The organism is Candidatus Protofrankia datiscae (genome assembly GCF_000177615.2).
GTDB classification, from domain to species: Bacteria; Actinomycetota; Actinomycetes; order Frankiales; family Frankiaceae; genus Protofrankia; species Protofrankia coriariae.
The window spans coordinates 2747034-2762110 of record NC_015656.1 but is presented as its reverse complement, the minus strand read 5'-3'; the positions used below and the strand labels follow the sequence as shown (position 1 = coordinate 2762110).

At 71.8% G+C, this 15077-nt stretch carries 13 protein-coding genes; 6 read left to right on the top strand and 7 right to left on the bottom strand.

From position 1 onward, the window contains the following. Positions 1 to 66: 66 nt before the first annotated feature. Positions 67 to 870, bottom strand: coding sequence for a class I SAM-dependent methyltransferase (locus tag FSYMDG_RS11390; protein ID WP_013873637.1), 804 nt, complete (start codon positions 868 to 870; stop codon positions 67 to 69). Positions 871 to 1062: 192 nt separating this feature from the next. Next, complete coding sequence (locus tag FSYMDG_RS27530; RefSeq protein WP_202797617.1) at positions 1063 to 1224, bottom strand: hypothetical protein; 162 nt, start codon at positions 1222 to 1224, stop codon at positions 1063 to 1065. Here FSYMDG_RS27530 and FSYMDG_RS23085 point away from each other — a divergent pair. After that, positions 1183 to 1590 (top strand): winged helix-turn-helix transcriptional regulator, encoded by a 408-nt coding sequence (locus tag FSYMDG_RS23085; RefSeq protein WP_258165231.1) that lies wholly within the window; start codon positions 1183 to 1185, stop codon positions 1588 to 1590. The genes FSYMDG_RS27530 and FSYMDG_RS23085 overlap by 42 nt on opposite strands. A 66-nt stretch (positions 1591 to 1656) precedes the next feature. On the opposite strand, the gene FSYMDG_RS23080 is transcribed toward FSYMDG_RS23085, so the two are convergent. Further along, the gene (locus FSYMDG_RS23080; RefSeq protein ID WP_013873635.1) at positions 1657 to 2817 is read right to left on the bottom strand and encodes a hypothetical protein; all 1161 of its coding nucleotides are present in this window, start codon (positions 2815 to 2817) and stop codon (positions 1657 to 1659) included. Between the two features lie 618 nt (positions 2818 to 3435). Between FSYMDG_RS23080 and FSYMDG_RS11375 the strand changes: the two genes are divergently transcribed. The 5 genes from FSYMDG_RS11375 to FSYMDG_RS11360 all read left to right on the top strand — a co-directional run bounded on the left by FSYMDG_RS11375 (position 3436) and on the right by FSYMDG_RS11360 (position 6477). Next, positions 3436 to 4074, top strand: a complete 639-nt coding sequence (locus tag FSYMDG_RS11375) for a response regulator transcription factor (protein ID WP_131773968.1) — start codon at positions 3436 to 3438, stop codon at positions 4072 to 4074. 71 nt (positions 4075 to 4145) lie between these two features. Further along, a complete protein-coding gene (locus tag FSYMDG_RS11370) occupies positions 4146 to 4880 on the top strand; it encodes a response regulator transcription factor (protein WP_013873633.1) in 735 nt (244 codons plus the stop codon). 225 nt (positions 4881 to 5105) lie between these two features. After that, positions 5106 to 5420, top strand: coding sequence for a hypothetical protein (locus FSYMDG_RS23075; protein ID WP_050803481.1), 315 nt, complete (start codon positions 5106 to 5108; stop codon positions 5418 to 5420). Between the two features lie 108 nt (positions 5421 to 5528). Next, positions 5529 to 5792, top strand: a complete 264-nt coding sequence (locus FSYMDG_RS26130) for a hypothetical protein (protein ID WP_131772481.1) — start codon at positions 5529 to 5531, stop codon at positions 5790 to 5792. Between the two features lie 379 nt (positions 5793 to 6171). After that, on the top strand, positions 6172 to 6477 hold the full coding sequence (locus FSYMDG_RS11360) for a hypothetical protein (RefSeq protein WP_043603497.1): 306 nt from the start codon (positions 6172 to 6174) through the stop codon (positions 6475 to 6477). A gap of 324 nt (positions 6478 to 6801) precedes the next feature. On the opposite strand, the gene cobN is transcribed toward FSYMDG_RS11360, so the two are convergent. The 4 genes from cobN to FSYMDG_RS11335 form a co-directional block, all read right to left on the bottom strand. Beyond that, positions 6802 to 10473, bottom strand: a complete 3672-nt coding sequence (gene cobN / locus FSYMDG_RS11355) for a cobaltochelatase subunit CobN (protein ID WP_050803767.1) — start codon at positions 10471 to 10473, stop codon at positions 6802 to 6804. A gap of 399 nt (positions 10474 to 10872) precedes the next feature. Continuing rightward, positions 10873 to 11583 (bottom strand): hypothetical protein, encoded by a 711-nt coding sequence (locus FSYMDG_RS11350; protein ID WP_013873630.1) that lies wholly within the window; start codon positions 11581 to 11583, stop codon positions 10873 to 10875. Between the two features lie 338 nt (positions 11584 to 11921). Beyond that, positions 11922 to 13589, bottom strand: a complete 1668-nt coding sequence (locus tag FSYMDG_RS11340; protein ID WP_050803480.1) for a cobyric acid synthase — start codon at positions 13587 to 13589, stop codon at positions 11922 to 11924. After that, complete coding sequence (locus FSYMDG_RS11335; RefSeq protein WP_013873628.1) at positions 13550 to 14605, bottom strand: cobalamin biosynthesis protein; 1056 nt, start codon at positions 14603 to 14605, stop codon at positions 13550 to 13552. Before FSYMDG_RS11335 ends, FSYMDG_RS11340 begins: the two co-directional genes overlap by 40 nt. Between the last annotated feature and the right edge of the window lie 472 nt (positions 14606 to 15077).

The window sequence follows — 15077 nt, the reverse complement described above, 5'->3', positions numbered from 1 at the left end:
TCTGTGGTGTCGCGCTGACCGGCCGGCGGTGCGGCACCCGCCGTTCCAGTGTTCTCGGCCGCCATGTCAGGACGCCGGGTGACATGCCGTGTCCGGCGCGCCGATCTCCTCGGGAGGCTCTTTCTCGGAACGCTCGTCCCCGGCGTGTTCCGCGCCGTTCCCGTGGTCGTTCCTGCGGGCGACACCGGTGATGATGTACCGCCAGCTCTGTGGTGTGACCCGTTCGCACAGGGCTCGGTCGACGGCGCCGAGCGCCCGCCGCTGCCGTTCGGAGCGGCCGAATCCGCCAAGTATCCCCAGCGTCGTGTAGTCGACCGTCCCGAACGCGGACAACAGCCCGACGGCCTCCGTGGCCGACAGATAACCGCATCCCTTCCGGCCCCAGCCGAAGTGCGTGCGGAAGAAACCGTGGATCCGCGTCCCGGCCGCGTTCTCCGCGAACCACAGCTCGCCGCCCGGTTTCAGCGCCCGGTACATGTTCGCGATCGCCTTCCGTTGCGGGACGGGCCACCTGTCGCCGCCGGTGGTCATTCCCGGGAGCAGGGACTTGAAGGCGACGATGTCGAAGGCGGCCACGTACGGCATGTTCAGCACGTCGATCCGCTCGTAGGTGACCGCGTCGCCGATGCCGTACGCGGCGTGCAGCCGCCGGGCGGCCGGTGACGGTTCCTGAAGGCCGGAACACACGACCTGGAATCCCTTCGTCGCCAGCCACAGCGAGAGACCACCGTGCGTCCCACCGAAACCGATTTCCAGGACGCTGGGGGTGGCCGCGGCCACCCTGCTGTGCTCCTCCCAGAAGGACAGGCACCTCGACCAGTTCGTCACGTCCCAACCGATGCTGTCACGGACGAGGCTCGCTCGGTTCATGCTCGCTTCCCTGCCCGCGTGCGTGCGTGAAGTAACCGAATCCGGCCCCTACGGTCGATATTCAGTTACAGAAAGTGATATTTGTGGCGGTCTGGTCTGTGGCTCGCCTGCGACCCGGACCTTGTCCGACAAATGATCATCGATCATGTCCCAACGTGGGTTCGCGGAGCCGGCGGCTGGGTGGTCGGCCCGTTACGGCAGGCGGGCGTGTTCGGCGCGGCTGGCGGCGATGCGCGCGGCCGCGAGCGCGCGGGCCCGCCCGGCGTCGCCGGTGAGCCGGGCGAGGATCGTCGCGAGCGGCCTGATCTGCCCGTGCCCGCCCCAGTGGCCCTCCGGAATCTCGGTGGGGAACACCCAGACCCGGCCGGGATCGCCAGCAACCTGCTGGCCACCCGACTCGACACCCTGGTGGCGGCAGGCGTGCTGCGACGCGTCCCCTACCAGGAGCCCGGCGACCGGCAGCGCTTCGAATACCAGCTCACCGAGCAGGGGCTGGATCTGCGACCCACACTGGTCGCGCTGCTGGAATGGGGCGACAAGTACCTCGCCGACCCGCGGGGGCCGTCGGTCGTCGTCCGGCACCGACCCGCCAACGACGAGGACGCCTGCGACGAGCCGGTCAGGGTCGTTCTCACATGCGCCGCGGGGCACATCCAGCTGCCGCCGCACGCCGTCCACCGTGCGCCCGGACCAGGCGCACGCTTCCTGGAGGCCACCTGACCGCGCATCCCCTGACGACCCCGCCCAGGCCAGCCACGTCACCGAATAATCACGTGTCGAACATGCCTAGCGCAGGGTGGCGCAGGGGGTCGGCTCGATGGAGGTGGCGTTGTCGTTCGGTTCACCGAGAGTGAGTACCCGCATGTGGGTGAGCAGGCTCTGCGGCAGGCCGACATATGTCTGGTCCCCCCAGGGGTAGGGCACCGTGGTCGACAGCGGGTTCTGCGCGACGAGACCGACGCCGCCGCCGGTGTCGCCGAGGATCATCCCGTACCGCTGGAGCGCGCGAGCAATGATCATTTCGTACTGGTTGAGACCGAGGGTGGACAGGTCCACGCCGGGGTCGAGCTGGAGGCGCGCGCCCTCGGGGATCGCGCCGACGTTCGTGCTCGTACCGTCGGCTTCGGTGGCCGGCAGGACGGGAGCACCCGCCCTCGTCTGCGGGTAGGCGAAGAACAGGGCGTGCCTGATCTCGCCGTCCCGCAGTTCCTCGGGGCGGATCACCCCCGCGGCGCCGGCCGCGCCCGAACCGGTCGCCGACAGGCCGCGGGGGTACCAGCCCGGCCCGGCCGTGGAGGTCGCGTTCGCCCAGGAGGCCGACCATCCGCCGTCGGCGTTGCGTACCGCCTGCCAGAAGTCGTACTCGCACCCGGTCGAACGGTCAATGATCACCATGTGGCCGTCGCCGGCCGGGTCGGGCACGGTGTGCGCGGGGATCGGGACGCCGGAGATCGTCGATGCCGGCGCCCACGGGGCGGTCAGCGTGACGGTGTGGCGCGGGGTGGTTGCGTCGGCGTAGTGCAGCGGCCTCGACCACTCCCTGACCGCGATCACGAAGCCCTGCGCCCGCGCGGCCTCGACGACCGTGCGCAGCATCGTGGCCGAGTTCGCGTCGGCTCCCGTGTCCGGTGGGACCAGGGTGTTCCACAGGCTCGTCGGCGAGTAGAGCGCCGGTGCCGGTGCGGTGGCCGAGGGGGACGGCGGGGTGGGCGGGGTGGGCGTCGGCAGCTGCGGCTGCTGGCAGGCCTGGAGACCGGCGCCTGCCAGCAGCGCCAGCAGGACCGGTATCAGCGCGGCGGGCCGCCGCCGCGGCCGCCGCGGCCTGGGCCGTAGGTCGGGCGGCCTGACCGGCACGGAACCGACCGGCGCACCGACCGGCACAGGATCCACCGGTACGGAATCGGCCGGCACGGAATCGGCCGGCATGAACAGGTGATTATTGGGCATGTTACTTCCTTATGGGTACGACCACCCCCCCGGGCGGAGGCACCGTAACAGTTCGCTCCCGGTAGTCCAAAATCCGAACAAGACCGTTACGGTGCCCATATCGGTGTTATCGCGGTAACGACCCGGTGAAGCGCGTGGAGTCAGTACAAATGGTTGCTCCACAACTGCGGGAACCACCCTTTTCACCGTCCGCTGGGATATGTCGGAACGCGTGCGGGGGCCGATGCCGATGGTGATGCCCGCCGAATCCCGGTTGATTCCACCGCCGTGCCCGACGGGCACCGTCCTGGGACGGGGCGTGCCGCGTCGGTGCGGTCACCACCAGCAGCGATTCCTGATGGTCCCGTCCGCGCGTCACGTCGCCGACGCTGTGTGATGTGCCGCGGAGTGCATGAGGAATACCGTCGCCGTGGCCGGGTACGAGTCAGTCGGTCCTCGTTGCCGGGCGAGGACACCGGCTGTCGAGGAGGAGACGCCGGTCGCCGAAGAAAGATGCCGAAGGAAGTCAGCTGACGACAATGCCGGACGAAACGGCGTCGGACGAACGTGTCAGAGATACGGGGGAATCATGACGGCGATGTCGGCCGGCCCGGCCCGGAGTACCTGTCGGGGCATGCCGTGAGAGTGGTTCTCTGCGACGACCACCGCATGTTCGCCGAGGGCATGGCGACGGTGCTGGCCACGCGCGGCTGGACGGTGTGCGCCGTGGCTTTCACCACCGCCGACGCCGAAAGCGCGATCCGACGTCATCGGCCCGACCTGGGGATGATCGACCTCGGTTTCCCGGACGGCGACGGCCTGGATCTGATCCGTTCCCTCGCCGGACTGGCACCGGCGACAAACCTGTTGCTGCTCACCGGTTCCACCGACGCCGCGGCAGTCGGTGCCGCCATTCGGGCCGGCGCCGGCGGGGTCGCGTCCAAGACGCAGGGCATCGAACGGGTCATCGCGATCGCGGAACGTGTCGGCCGTGGAAAGACAATGACCGATGTGTGCGCTGTTACGCAAGGTACACGCGCCCCCCGCCGCCCTGCCGCGCGGGCAACCGTCGCCACCCTGCTGACCAGCCGGGAACGGGACGTGCTCGGCCGGCTCGGCCGAGGGCAGAGCACCGCCGTTCTCGCGGCGGATCTCGGCATCACGGTGAACACGGCGCGTTCGCACATCCAGAATGTGCTCACCAAACTCGGCGTGCACAGCCGACTGGAGGCCGCCGCGCTGGCGGCCAGGTCCGGTCTGCTGGACCGCGCCGGCTGACTCCCGGGGGGTGACTTCCGGAGGCTGATCCGAGGTGCGTCGGAGGTGTACTCAAAGTACCTGGACGGTACATGTCCAGCATGCGACCGAGCCGGCTACTGATCGCCGATTCCCAGCGCGCCTTCAGTGATGTCATCGCCGCCGCCTTACGTGTCGAGAACGATTTCACGGTGGTGGACACGGTGCCCAGCACGGAGCTGGCGAACAGGATTCTGGACCTGCGTCAGGTGGACGTTCTCCTACTTGACGTGGAACTTCTCGCGGCGGATGCGGTCGAACTCGTCAGGTGGCTGCGGCGGCTGTGTGAACGGCTGCCAACAGTCATTGTGACCGATCTGGACGACCCATCTCTGGCCATTGCCGCGGTACGCGCCGGAGTACGTTCGTGGGTGCCGAAACGGCTGGATCTGCACCATCTGATATCCGTGGTGCGAGGTATCCGTGACGGTGAGAGCTGGTTTCCGCCGCCCCTGTTGGGAGCCGTTCTCACCGAGCTGGCACGGTCGGCGCAGCCGTCCCCCGCGCAGCGGAAACTCGCCGCTCTCACCCGCCGTGAACGGCAGATCCTGCAGTGCATGGTGAACGGGCTCGATCGCGGCGCCATCGCCGCCCAGCTGTTCCTGTCCTCGAACACCGTACGCACCCACGTCCAGAATCTGCTCGGCAAGCTTGAGGTCCATTCCGGGCTGGAGGCGGTCGCGCTGGCCGCCCGCGCCGGTATCGTTCCTGACGGAACACCGGGCGAGGCGGCGGCCTTCGCCGGCGCGGCCGGAACCTGGCCGGCAACGAATCTCAACCAACGCTGACGGAGGCGGTGCCGCCGGCCGTGTGGCGCCGGGTGCGCTCTGCCCGGGTGCGGCGGCGGTCCTGTACCCGGGGCGGGGCTGGGTAGCGCCAGCGCAAGCAGCCCGCCAGCCAGGGAGATCGCGGCGATGACGTACCAGCCGTGCTGAAAACCGGCCAGCCGCGCCCGCGGCCCGTCCAGGGCGCCCAGCACGGCGACACCGACAGCGATACCGATCTGACGGATCATGCTGACCACGGCGGATCCGGTGGCGAACCGCGCGGGCGACCGTTGGGCTGTGTCTCCCGCGGGCCCGCCCGTCCAGCTCGTGCACGAGACCTGCGGCCAGGTGGCCGAGGCGGTCCCAACCTGCTCGCGGTGCGGCACCACCCTCCACATGGGAGACGTACGGGCGATCGCGGGACCAGGCGCGGCCGACAGCAGAACCCTGCCGTCCCGTACGTCACTGATCGCCGCCGACATCATGGGCTGCCCGCTGCCCGCTGCCCGCTGCCCGATGTCCGTTGCCGGGTTTGTGCGGCAACGCCGCGGACGGGTGTGACGGCAGGCCCGGACACTGGGCGTTGCCATTCGGTCGCATGGCTGTACGTAACCGTATGTTTACTCTGTTGCCGCCGGTCGTCCGCGGACGGCCGGCAATGTTGTCGTCATGACAGAGCCGCCGGTGGTCATATTCGGTCAAAGTGCCGATGGTGACAGATGGTGGGCGCTCCTGCCCTCCGCCGAGGTCCTGCGCGCGTCACGTTTCGACGATCTCCTCGCCCGTGTCGAGCGCGCGATGGCCGGGCAGGCGCCCGGCCGCCCGTTCGCGCTCATGCTCGACCATCGCGGCATCCGCGAACCGGGCGTCACACCACGCCCGCGCCGACGCGGCCGCCGCCCGACACGCCCGTCCCAGCCGTCCACGGGATGAAGTCGTCCACGGGACGAAAAGGGTGAACAAAACATGGCGTCGGTTGCCCAGGCGCTCGCCGAGTGGCGCCACACGGCCGAGGCCCACGCCGACCCGGGACCGCGCGCCGTTTGGCTGGTGGCGGGCCGTCGTATTGGCCGGTGCTTTCACGGGGAACCAGCGCCGCCGGTTCCCCGATTGCTCCCGAAAGCGTTCGCCGTGACGGGCGGGACGGGAATGCTAACGGCTGGCCGGTGGAACCGCATCCGCCACCGTCACGCCCCGTCAGAAAATCGGGTGAAGATGGCAATGTTTACCGTCACACGCCGGCCGGGCATCCTGGGACAGGGCGCCGGTCCTTGAGTCATCGGCTTACCGGCCGACCATGAAGGGAAACGAAATGACGCTCGTGAAAAAGCCCCTGTACCTGCTGCCCGCGGTGGGCGTGGCCCTCTCGGCCGTCCTGTTCGCCCCGGCGGCCGCCCAGGCGGCTCCGTCAACGGGCCACTTCGACAAGTCGTACGGGAGCGGGTACGACCACGGCAAATACGGCCATGCGGAGTATGGCTTCAAGAACTACGACTATAAGAGCTACGACCACGGCTGGTACGACGGCCACGGCTGGTACGACCACGGCAAATGGTACGACGGCCACGGCTGGTACGACGGCCACGGCAAGTTCCACCAGGACAAGTCCTACAAGTAGGCGGAAGCCGCCGGCCCCCACGGTGCTGGGAGCCTGGTGAAGGACCCCGTTCGTCCACCGGGAAGGCCGGTGGGATAGTCAGCCGTCGGCTGGCTCGTGCCGGCCACAACGGCGCCCGCAGGAATCCCACGGCCGGGACATCGCGCATGAGACCGCCGACGCGCACCGGCACTTTTCCGGCGGATGGCGGGGAGAGAAAACCGCGGGCCGCCCACGACACCGGGCGGCCCGCGGACCCATGCGCCAGCGGCATCAACCATCCGTTCAGGATTCCAGGCGGAACTCGGTTACCGGCCGCGCTTTCCCGGTCGGCGGCAGAGCACGTCAGAGGCTGGGATCTTCGCCGGAGCCCTCGAGATCGCCTTCGAGGTCGAGGTAGGTCTGGCGGAGGCCGTCGAGGGTGACGGGGTCCGGTTTCTCCCACAGTCCGCGGTCGGCGGCCTCCAGCAGGCGTTCGGCGATGCCGCGCAGCGCCCACGGGTTGGACGCCCGCATGAAGTCGCGGGTTTCCGGGTCGAAGACGTAGGAGGCGGCCAGCGACTCGTACATCCAGTCCTGGACGACACCGGCGGTGGCGTCGTAGCCGAACAGGTAGTCCACGGTCGCGGCCAGCTCGAACGCGCCCTTGTAGCCGTGCCGGCGCATCGCCGCGATCCACCGCGGGTTGACCACCCGGGCGCGGAAGACCCGGTGGGTCTCCTCCCGCAGGGTGCGGGTGCGCACCGCGTCCGGTACGGCGCTGTCCCCGATGTAGGCGGCCGGGGACGCGCCGGTGAGCGCCCGCACCGCCGCCACCATCCCGCCGTGGTACTGGAAGTAGTCGTCGGAGTCGACCAGGTCGTGCTCGCGGGTGTCGGCGTTCTTCACCGCCACCTGGATGCGGCGGAACGCCTGCTCCATGTCGGCGCGTGCCTGACGGCCGTCGAGGCCGCGGCCGTAGGCGTAGCCGCCCCAGACCGCGTACACCTCGGCGAGGTCGGCGTCCGAGCGCCACTCCCGCGAGTCGATCAGGGGCAGCAGCCCGGCGCCGTACGCCCCCGGCTTCGAGCCGAAGATCCGGCTGGTCGCTCGCCGCCGGTCGCCGTGGGCGGCGCCGTCGTGGGCGAGGTCGGCGCGGACGTGCGCGGCGAGCAGGTTGTCGGCGTCGGCCTCGTCGTCGAGCCCGGCAACGGTGGTGATCGCGTCGTCGAGCAGGGCGATCACGTGCGGGAAGGCGTCCCGGAAGAAACCGGAGATCCGCACCACCACGTCCACCCGGGGCCGGCCGAGCTCCGACAGGGGCACCACCTCGAAGCCGGTCACCCGCCGGGAGGCGTCGTCCCAGGTCGGCCGGCAGCCGAGCAGCGCCAGCACCTCCGCGATGTCGTCACCCTGCGTGCGCATGGCGGAGGTGCCCCAGACGGTCAGGCCCACCGAGGCCGGGTAGGAGCCGGTGTCGGCGAGATGGCGGGCCAGCAGCGAGTCGGCGAGCGCCCGGCCGGTCTCCCAGGCCAGCCGGGACGGGATCGCCTTCGGGTCGACCGAGTAGAAGTTCCGCCCGGTCGGCAGCACGCCCACCAGCCCCCGGGTGGGCGAGCCGGACGGCCCGGGCGGCACGAACCCGCCGCCCAGCGCCCGGAGCACGTTGGTGATCTCGTCGGAGGTCCGGTCCAGGCGCGGCACCACCTCGGTGGCGGCGAACGCGAGCACCCGCTCGACCTCGGTGTAACCGGGACCGGCGGCGCCACCGCTGGCCCCGCCGTCCGTGAGGACGTCCGCGCACACCCCGGCCGCCGCGGCCGGGTCCCAGCCCGTGGCATCCATGCCGGCGACGAGCGCGCGGGCGGCCGCCTCGAAACCGTCGACCTCCACCCGCGCGGCACCGCCGCCCTCGACCAGACCGAGCGCGGCCCGCAGACCCGGCAGCGCCCCCGCCGTGCCGCCCCACACCTGCGACGCCCGCAGGATCGCCAGCACCAGGTTCACCCGCGCGTCACCGGCCGGGGCGGCGCCGAGGATGTGCAGGCCGTCGCGGATCTGGGTGTCCTTCACCTCGCAGAGGTATCCGTCGACATGCAGCAGGAAGTTGTCGAAGTCGTCGTCGCCGGGACGCTCGTCCAGCCCGAGATCGTGGTGGAGCTGGGCGGCCTGGATGAGCGTCCAGATCTGCGCCCGGACCGCCGGCAGCTTGGCCGGGTCGAGCGCGGCCAGGGTGGCGTGCTCGTCCAGGAGCTGTTCCAGCCGGGCCATGTCACCGTAGGTGTCGGCGCGGGCCAGCGGCGGCACCAGATGGTCGACGATGACCGCGTGCGCCCGGCGCTTGGCCTGCGTGCCCTCCCCGGGATCGTTGACCAGGAAGGGGTAGACCAGCGGCAGGTCGCCGAGGACCGCGTCCGGCGCGCACCCCGCCGACAGGCCGAGGCCCTTGCCGGGCAGCCACTCCAGCGTGCCGTGTTTGCCCAGGTGCACGACCGCGTCCGCGCCGAACTCCTCGTCCAGCCAGCGGTAGGCGGCCAGGTAGTGGTGGGACGGCGGCAGGTCCGGATCGTGGTAGATCGCCACCGGGTTCTCCCCGAACCCCCGCGGCGGCTGGATCATGAGCAGGACGTTGCCGAACCGCAGCGCGGCCAGCACGATCGCGGGCTCCCGCCCGTCTCCGTCCGCGGGCCGCAGCAGGCCGCCGCCAGCGCTGCCGGGAATATCACCGGGAGTGACCGCTGGAGGGTCGACGTAGAGGCTGCCGGGCGGCTCACCCCAGTGTTGGAGCATCCCCTCGCGCAGGGACGCCGGCAGCGCGTCGAACCAGCGCCGGTACACGCTCGCCGGCACCCGTGCCGGGGCGGCCGCGAGCTGCTGTTCGGTCAGCCACTCGACGTCGTGCCCGCCGGCGGCGATGAGGGTGTGGATGAGCGTGTCCCCGTCGGTGGGGACCGGCCGTCCGCCCGGCCCGTCCTCGCCCAGGTCGTAGCCGGCGGCCCGCAGCGCGGCCAGCAGCCGGACAGCGGAGGCCGGGGTGTCCAGGCCCACGGCGTTGCCGACCCGGGCGTGCTTGGTCGGGTACGACGACAGCACCAGCGCGATCTTCTTCTCGGCGTTCGGGACGTGCCGCAGCCGGGCCAGCCGGGCGGCGGTCCCGGCCAGCCGGGCGGCGCGCTCGGGATCGGCCACATAGCCGGGTACCCCGTCCGGCCCGGACTCCTTGAACGAGAACGGCACGGTGATGATCCGGCCGTCGAACTCGGGGATCGCGACCTGCATGGCCGCGTCCATCGGCGACAGCCCCGCGTCGCTGCCCGCCCACTGCGCCCGCGACGACGTCAGGCACAGGCCCTGAAGCACGGGTATGTCGAGTGCGGCGAGCGCGCCGATGTCCCACGCCTCCTCGTCCCCGCCGGCGGACGCGTCCGCCGGGCGGGTGCCGCCGGCCGCGAGCACCGTCACGATCAGCGCGTCCACCCCGGCCAGCAGCGGGAGGACGTCGTCGGAGGCCGAGCCCAGCCCGCGCAGGGAGGCGGCGAACACCGGCCGGGCATTGACCCCGCGCGTCTCCAGCGCGTCGCACAGCACGTCCACGAAGGCGGTGTTCCCGGACGTCGCGTGCGCCCGGTAGAACACGACACCGACGGTGGGGCGGTCCGTCTTCACCGTGCGTGTGCCGTGCACCCCGGCGGCGGGCATCGGCGTGGGCGGGGTGAACCCGAACCCGGTCAGCAGCAGCGTGTCGGCGAGGAAGCGGTACAGCTCGGCGAGGTTCGCGGTACCGCCCTCCACCAGGTAGGCCAGCGCCTCGGTGGCGACGCCGGCCGGCACGGTGGAGCGGCGCATCAGGTCGGCGTCGGGCAGCGCCTCCCCGCCAAGGACGACCGCGGGCAGGCCGGCGGCGAGCGCCGCGGCCAGGCCGTCCGGCCATGCTCGCTGCCCCCCGAGCAGCCGGACGACCACCGCGTCCGCGCCCCGCAGCAGGTCTGGGACGCCCTCGGCGGCGAGCCGGGCCGGGTTCGCCACCCGCCACGGCATCCCGCTGGCCCGGGCCGCCAACAGTTCGGTGTCGGCGGTGGACAGCAGAACGATCACCGGCTCGCTGCCAGGACGTGTCACGTCGATACTCCCGAGGAGAAGAAAGGATCAGCAGGCGAAGGGGTGCGGCACGCGAACGCGGATGGTCGACACGCCCTGGCCCCGGACCGCATGCTGACCCTCGCAATCCGGTCGACCAACGGCATACCAACGGCATACTGTAATCGTCTGGGACGGCTCGGGGGCTGTTCCGCCGGACCTGGGCCTCGGCGGCCGCCCTGGCTGGCCGGCGGCCGGGACCCGGAAAACAACGGAAACAACAGGCCGGACACCAGGATGGGAAACGCGCAACGCGGGCAGGGGATCCAGGTCACGCCGCGCGTTCAGTATTTTCCGCGATCAGCAGCTTGTGAGCAGGCAGGCGTTCTTGTCCCACCAGGAGGCTGCGGAGACGGCTGACGGATCTTCACGCACCACCACGACACGTTCCGTGTCGAACGCCCAGTTGATCTGGAACTTGCCGTTACTGAGAAAAATACACACCTTGCGGCCCAGCGTCCCGCTGGAGGACGTGTGCCAGGTGGTGTTCGACTCCTGGCCGTCCTTGCAGTTGCCGAGGCCGTTGACGGAGCCGGCGGCGCGGTCCAGGTACGCGTTCATGTCCGCGACGGTCCGGTACCGCAGGAGCTGGACCTTGGTGGAGTCCGCGGCGGTCTCACACGTGATCGCGCTCAGGGCGTTCCAGGGAGCCACCGACTCCAGATCGGGACGGCTGTGGCAGGAGCGACGATCGATCAGGCTGCTGCGCAGCAGGGTGCAGATGGCCGCCTGATCGGTGTCGAGGGACGGTGACGCCGTACCCACCGTGCACGGCGGACGGGCCGTCGCCGTCGTGCGGACCGGGCTCGGGGTCGGGGTGCGGGTCCTGGTCGGCGTGGGTGTGGGCGTGTCGGTGTACGGCGCGGTCGAGGTCGGGGGCTGCGGCGGGGGCTTCACCGTCGCGCTGCCGGTGAGGGCCATGGCCACCAGCGGCCCTATCACCGCCGTCAGCAGGCCCACGAGTGAGGGAACGACGATATTGGGATTGCGCCACCACGGGTCGTTCGACAAGCTCAGTACCCCCTTGAGAGCCTGTTCCGAGCCTTTCGTCCACCCGGATGGCCATTACCCGGACAGGTCTGACCGCCCCCGCGGATCCTGCTTGTTCCCGGCCAGACCGGTATACAACGTCTGACGCTGTGACGGGAAACAGATGGCGGGGACCCTACCGACGGATCACCGACAGATCAGGAGGCGGCCGATCACCGGCCGGCGGCCCGGCCTGGAAGAAGCGCGGTCTCCTCAGGTCATGTCGACCCGACCGCAACGGTCATCGGCCGCCATTTCTCCGGACGGGCGGTGGGCCGGCATCCGCGGCACCATCCGGTGACCGGAGGCGATGGCCGCTGTCACCTCGGCGCCCCCGGCGGGACGAAGGGCAGGCTGGCCGGCGGGCCGCCCTCGAGCAGTCGGCGGACGGCCGCGGTGTCGAGATGGTCCGCGACCAGGTCGCCGAGGATGTCCAGACGGCGGCGGCGGACGTCGGCGAAACAGGTGCGGGCCGGGGTGAACGAGCGTCCGGCGCGGGCCGCCACGTCGACGAGGAACTCCCGGCGGAACTCGTCGTTCTCCAGCAGCCCGTGCCAGCTCGTGCCGGCGACCGCGCCGGCGCGCACCCCGTCCGCGGCGAACGGCTCGACGGCCGGCCCCCCGGCGTTTCCCCTCACCGGCCCACCCGCGGGCCTCGCGAGCGGCCCGGTGTCGTGGACGGTGAGCCGGCCGTGGCGGATCTCGTAGCCGGTCACGGTCAGGCCGTCGGGGGTGGTTCCGGTACGGCGGCCGAGCAGCTTGTCGGGGGCGAAGGTGGTGGTCACCGGCAGCAGGCCGAGGCCGTCGACCGTGCCGGCGCCGGATTCGACCGGGTCGTCGATGCGCCGGCCGAGCATCTGGTAGCCGCCGCAGATCCCCAGCAGCGGCCGGCCCCGCGCGGCCCGGGCGCGCAGGGCGGCGTCCAGGCCGCGCCGGCGCAGCCAGCCGAGGTCGCCGACGGTCGCCCTGGTCCCGGGAACGACCACCAGATCGGCGTCGGTGAGATCGTCGGGGCGGGTCGCGAAGCCCACCAGCACCCCGGGCTCGGCCCGCAGCGCGTCGATGTCGGTGACGTTGGACAGCCGCGGCAGCCGGATCACCGCCACCCGCAGGACGTCCCCCGTGTGGCTGGTGGCACCGGTACCGCCACCACGGCTGTCGGCGCCACCGGTGTCGGTGGCGCCGTGTGTGTCCGCGCCGTCCGCGTCCGGGTAGGCCGGATAGGAGGCGAGGTCCAGGGAGTCCTCGACGTCCAGCCACAGTCCGGAGCGCCACGGCAGCACCCCGTGCACCGGACGGCCGGTGAGTCGCTCGAGCTGGCGCAGCCCGGGCTCGAGCAGCCGGGGGTCGCCGCGGAACTTGTTGACGATCCAGCCGGCGACCAGCGCCTGGTCGCCGGCGTCGAGCAGCGCGAGGGTGCCGAACAGCGCGGCGAACACCCCGCCGCGGTCGATGTCGCCGACGACGAGCACCGGCAGGTTCGCGGCCCGGGCCAGGCCCATGTTCGCGATGTCGGTGTCCCGCAGGTTGATCTCCGCGGGCGAGCCGGCGCCCTCGCAGATCACCGCGTCGAACCGGCCGCGCAGGTCGGCCAGGCAGTCCGTGACGATGCCGGCCAGCCGCGCCTTGTACGGGCGGTAGCCCAGCGCGTCGACCTCGGCGACGGGCCGGCCGAGAACGACGAGCTGGCTGTGCCGGTCGCTTCCGGGTTTGAGCAGCACCGGGTTCATCGCCGCCTCCGGTTCGACCCCGGCGGCGGCGGCCTGCATCGCCTGGGCGCGGCCGATCTCCGCGCCGTCCGCGGTCACCACCGAGTTCAGCGCCATGTTCTGCGCCTTGAACGGCGCGACCCGCACCCCTTCGCGGGCGAGCCAGCGACACAGCCCGGCGGTGACCACGCTCTTGCCCGCGTCCGACGTCGTCCCGGCGACCAGCAACGCTCCCCCGCTCACCGCCGGCCCCGCCGGCGGGGCCGGGCGGTGGCCCATGTGGAGGCCCGTGCGGAAGTGTGTCTGGAGACTCGTGCCGAGCCCAGCGCCGACCGGGCCGCCGCCGCGGCCACGGCGACGCCGGCGGACAGCACCAGCGCGCAGCCGCTGACCGCGGCGGAGAGGACCGCGGCCCGTTCCAGGTCGGCGGGTACGGCCGGCCGGCCATAGCCCATCACCGGCCGGTGCTCCACCCCGTGGTGGTAGCGCAGCGTCCCGCCGAGGCGCAGCCCGAGCGCGCCGGCGAACGCCGCCTCCACCTGGCCGGCGTTCGGGCTGGGATGGCTGCGGCCGTCCCGGCGCATCACCCAGAAGGCGTCGACGGCCGAGCCGCCGACGACTGGCGCGCACGCGCAGGCCAGCAGCCCGGCGACGCGGGACGGCAGCAGGTTCGCGAGATCGTCCAGGCGGGCCGAGGCCCAGCCGAAGCGGGCGTGGCGGGTGTTGCGGTAGCCGACCAGCGCGTCCAGGGTGTTGACCGCCCGGTAGCCGAGCAGCCCCGGGACACCGCCGAGCGCCCCCCACAGCAGCGGCCCGACGACCGCGTCCGAGGTGTTCTCGGCCAGCGACTCCACCCCCGCCCGGGACAGCCCGGCGCGGTCGAGGACGGCCGGGTCCCGGCCGCACAGCGACGGCAGACGGCCACGGGCGGCGATCAGGTTGTCGCGCAGGAGCTCGCCGCCGAGGCGACGGCCGTGGCGGCGCAGGGATGTCCCGCCCAGCACCGTCCACGTCGCCGCCGTGGTCAGCGTCACCGGGGCTGCCCGCGGGCAGCCGAGCCGGTGGCCGGCCCTGGTCACCCCGGAGCGCGCCAGGGCGCCGACGGCGACGGTGCCGCCGGCGAGCGCGCAGGTGTAGGCCAGCCCGGCGGCCCGGCTGTCGCGGTAGAGCAGCTGTTCGGTGTGGTTGGCAACGGTCCCGAAGGCCGCCACCGGGTGCCCCCGCGCCGGGTCGGCGAGGGCGGCGTCGAGCGCGGCGCCGGCGAGCAGCCCGACGGCACGGAACCATCCGGACACGGGAGTTCTCCCTGACACGAGGAGGAGGCCACGCCGGCCGGTACCGACTGGCGGCATGATGGACTATGTGACGTGATCAGCAGCTCGGCGTGATCGGATACGCGGCGTGAGCGATGGCTCAGTGTGAGCGATGGCTCAGTGTGAGCGATGACTTAGCGTGACCGGGTGCTCAGTGCGCGGGGCCGTGATGCCATGGCCAGCCCCCACAGGGCGCCGGCCGCCGAGCCCGGGCCACCGGGGCGACCGGCGGCCGATGTCAGGGGAGATTCCCACCGGCTTCCTCCGCGTCCATCATGCGTCCATCGACTGGGCCCGGTGCATCGGCTGGGCATGACGAGCAGAACAGATCCCCCAACTCCCGGTCAAGTCGCCACCCTGACCACTTCCCACCCTCGGCGGCCATCCCGTCCGGCGTGCGCTGAACCGGCCGCACGGTGCGGTGGAGGGTTCCCACTTTCGTGGACAGTCCTAA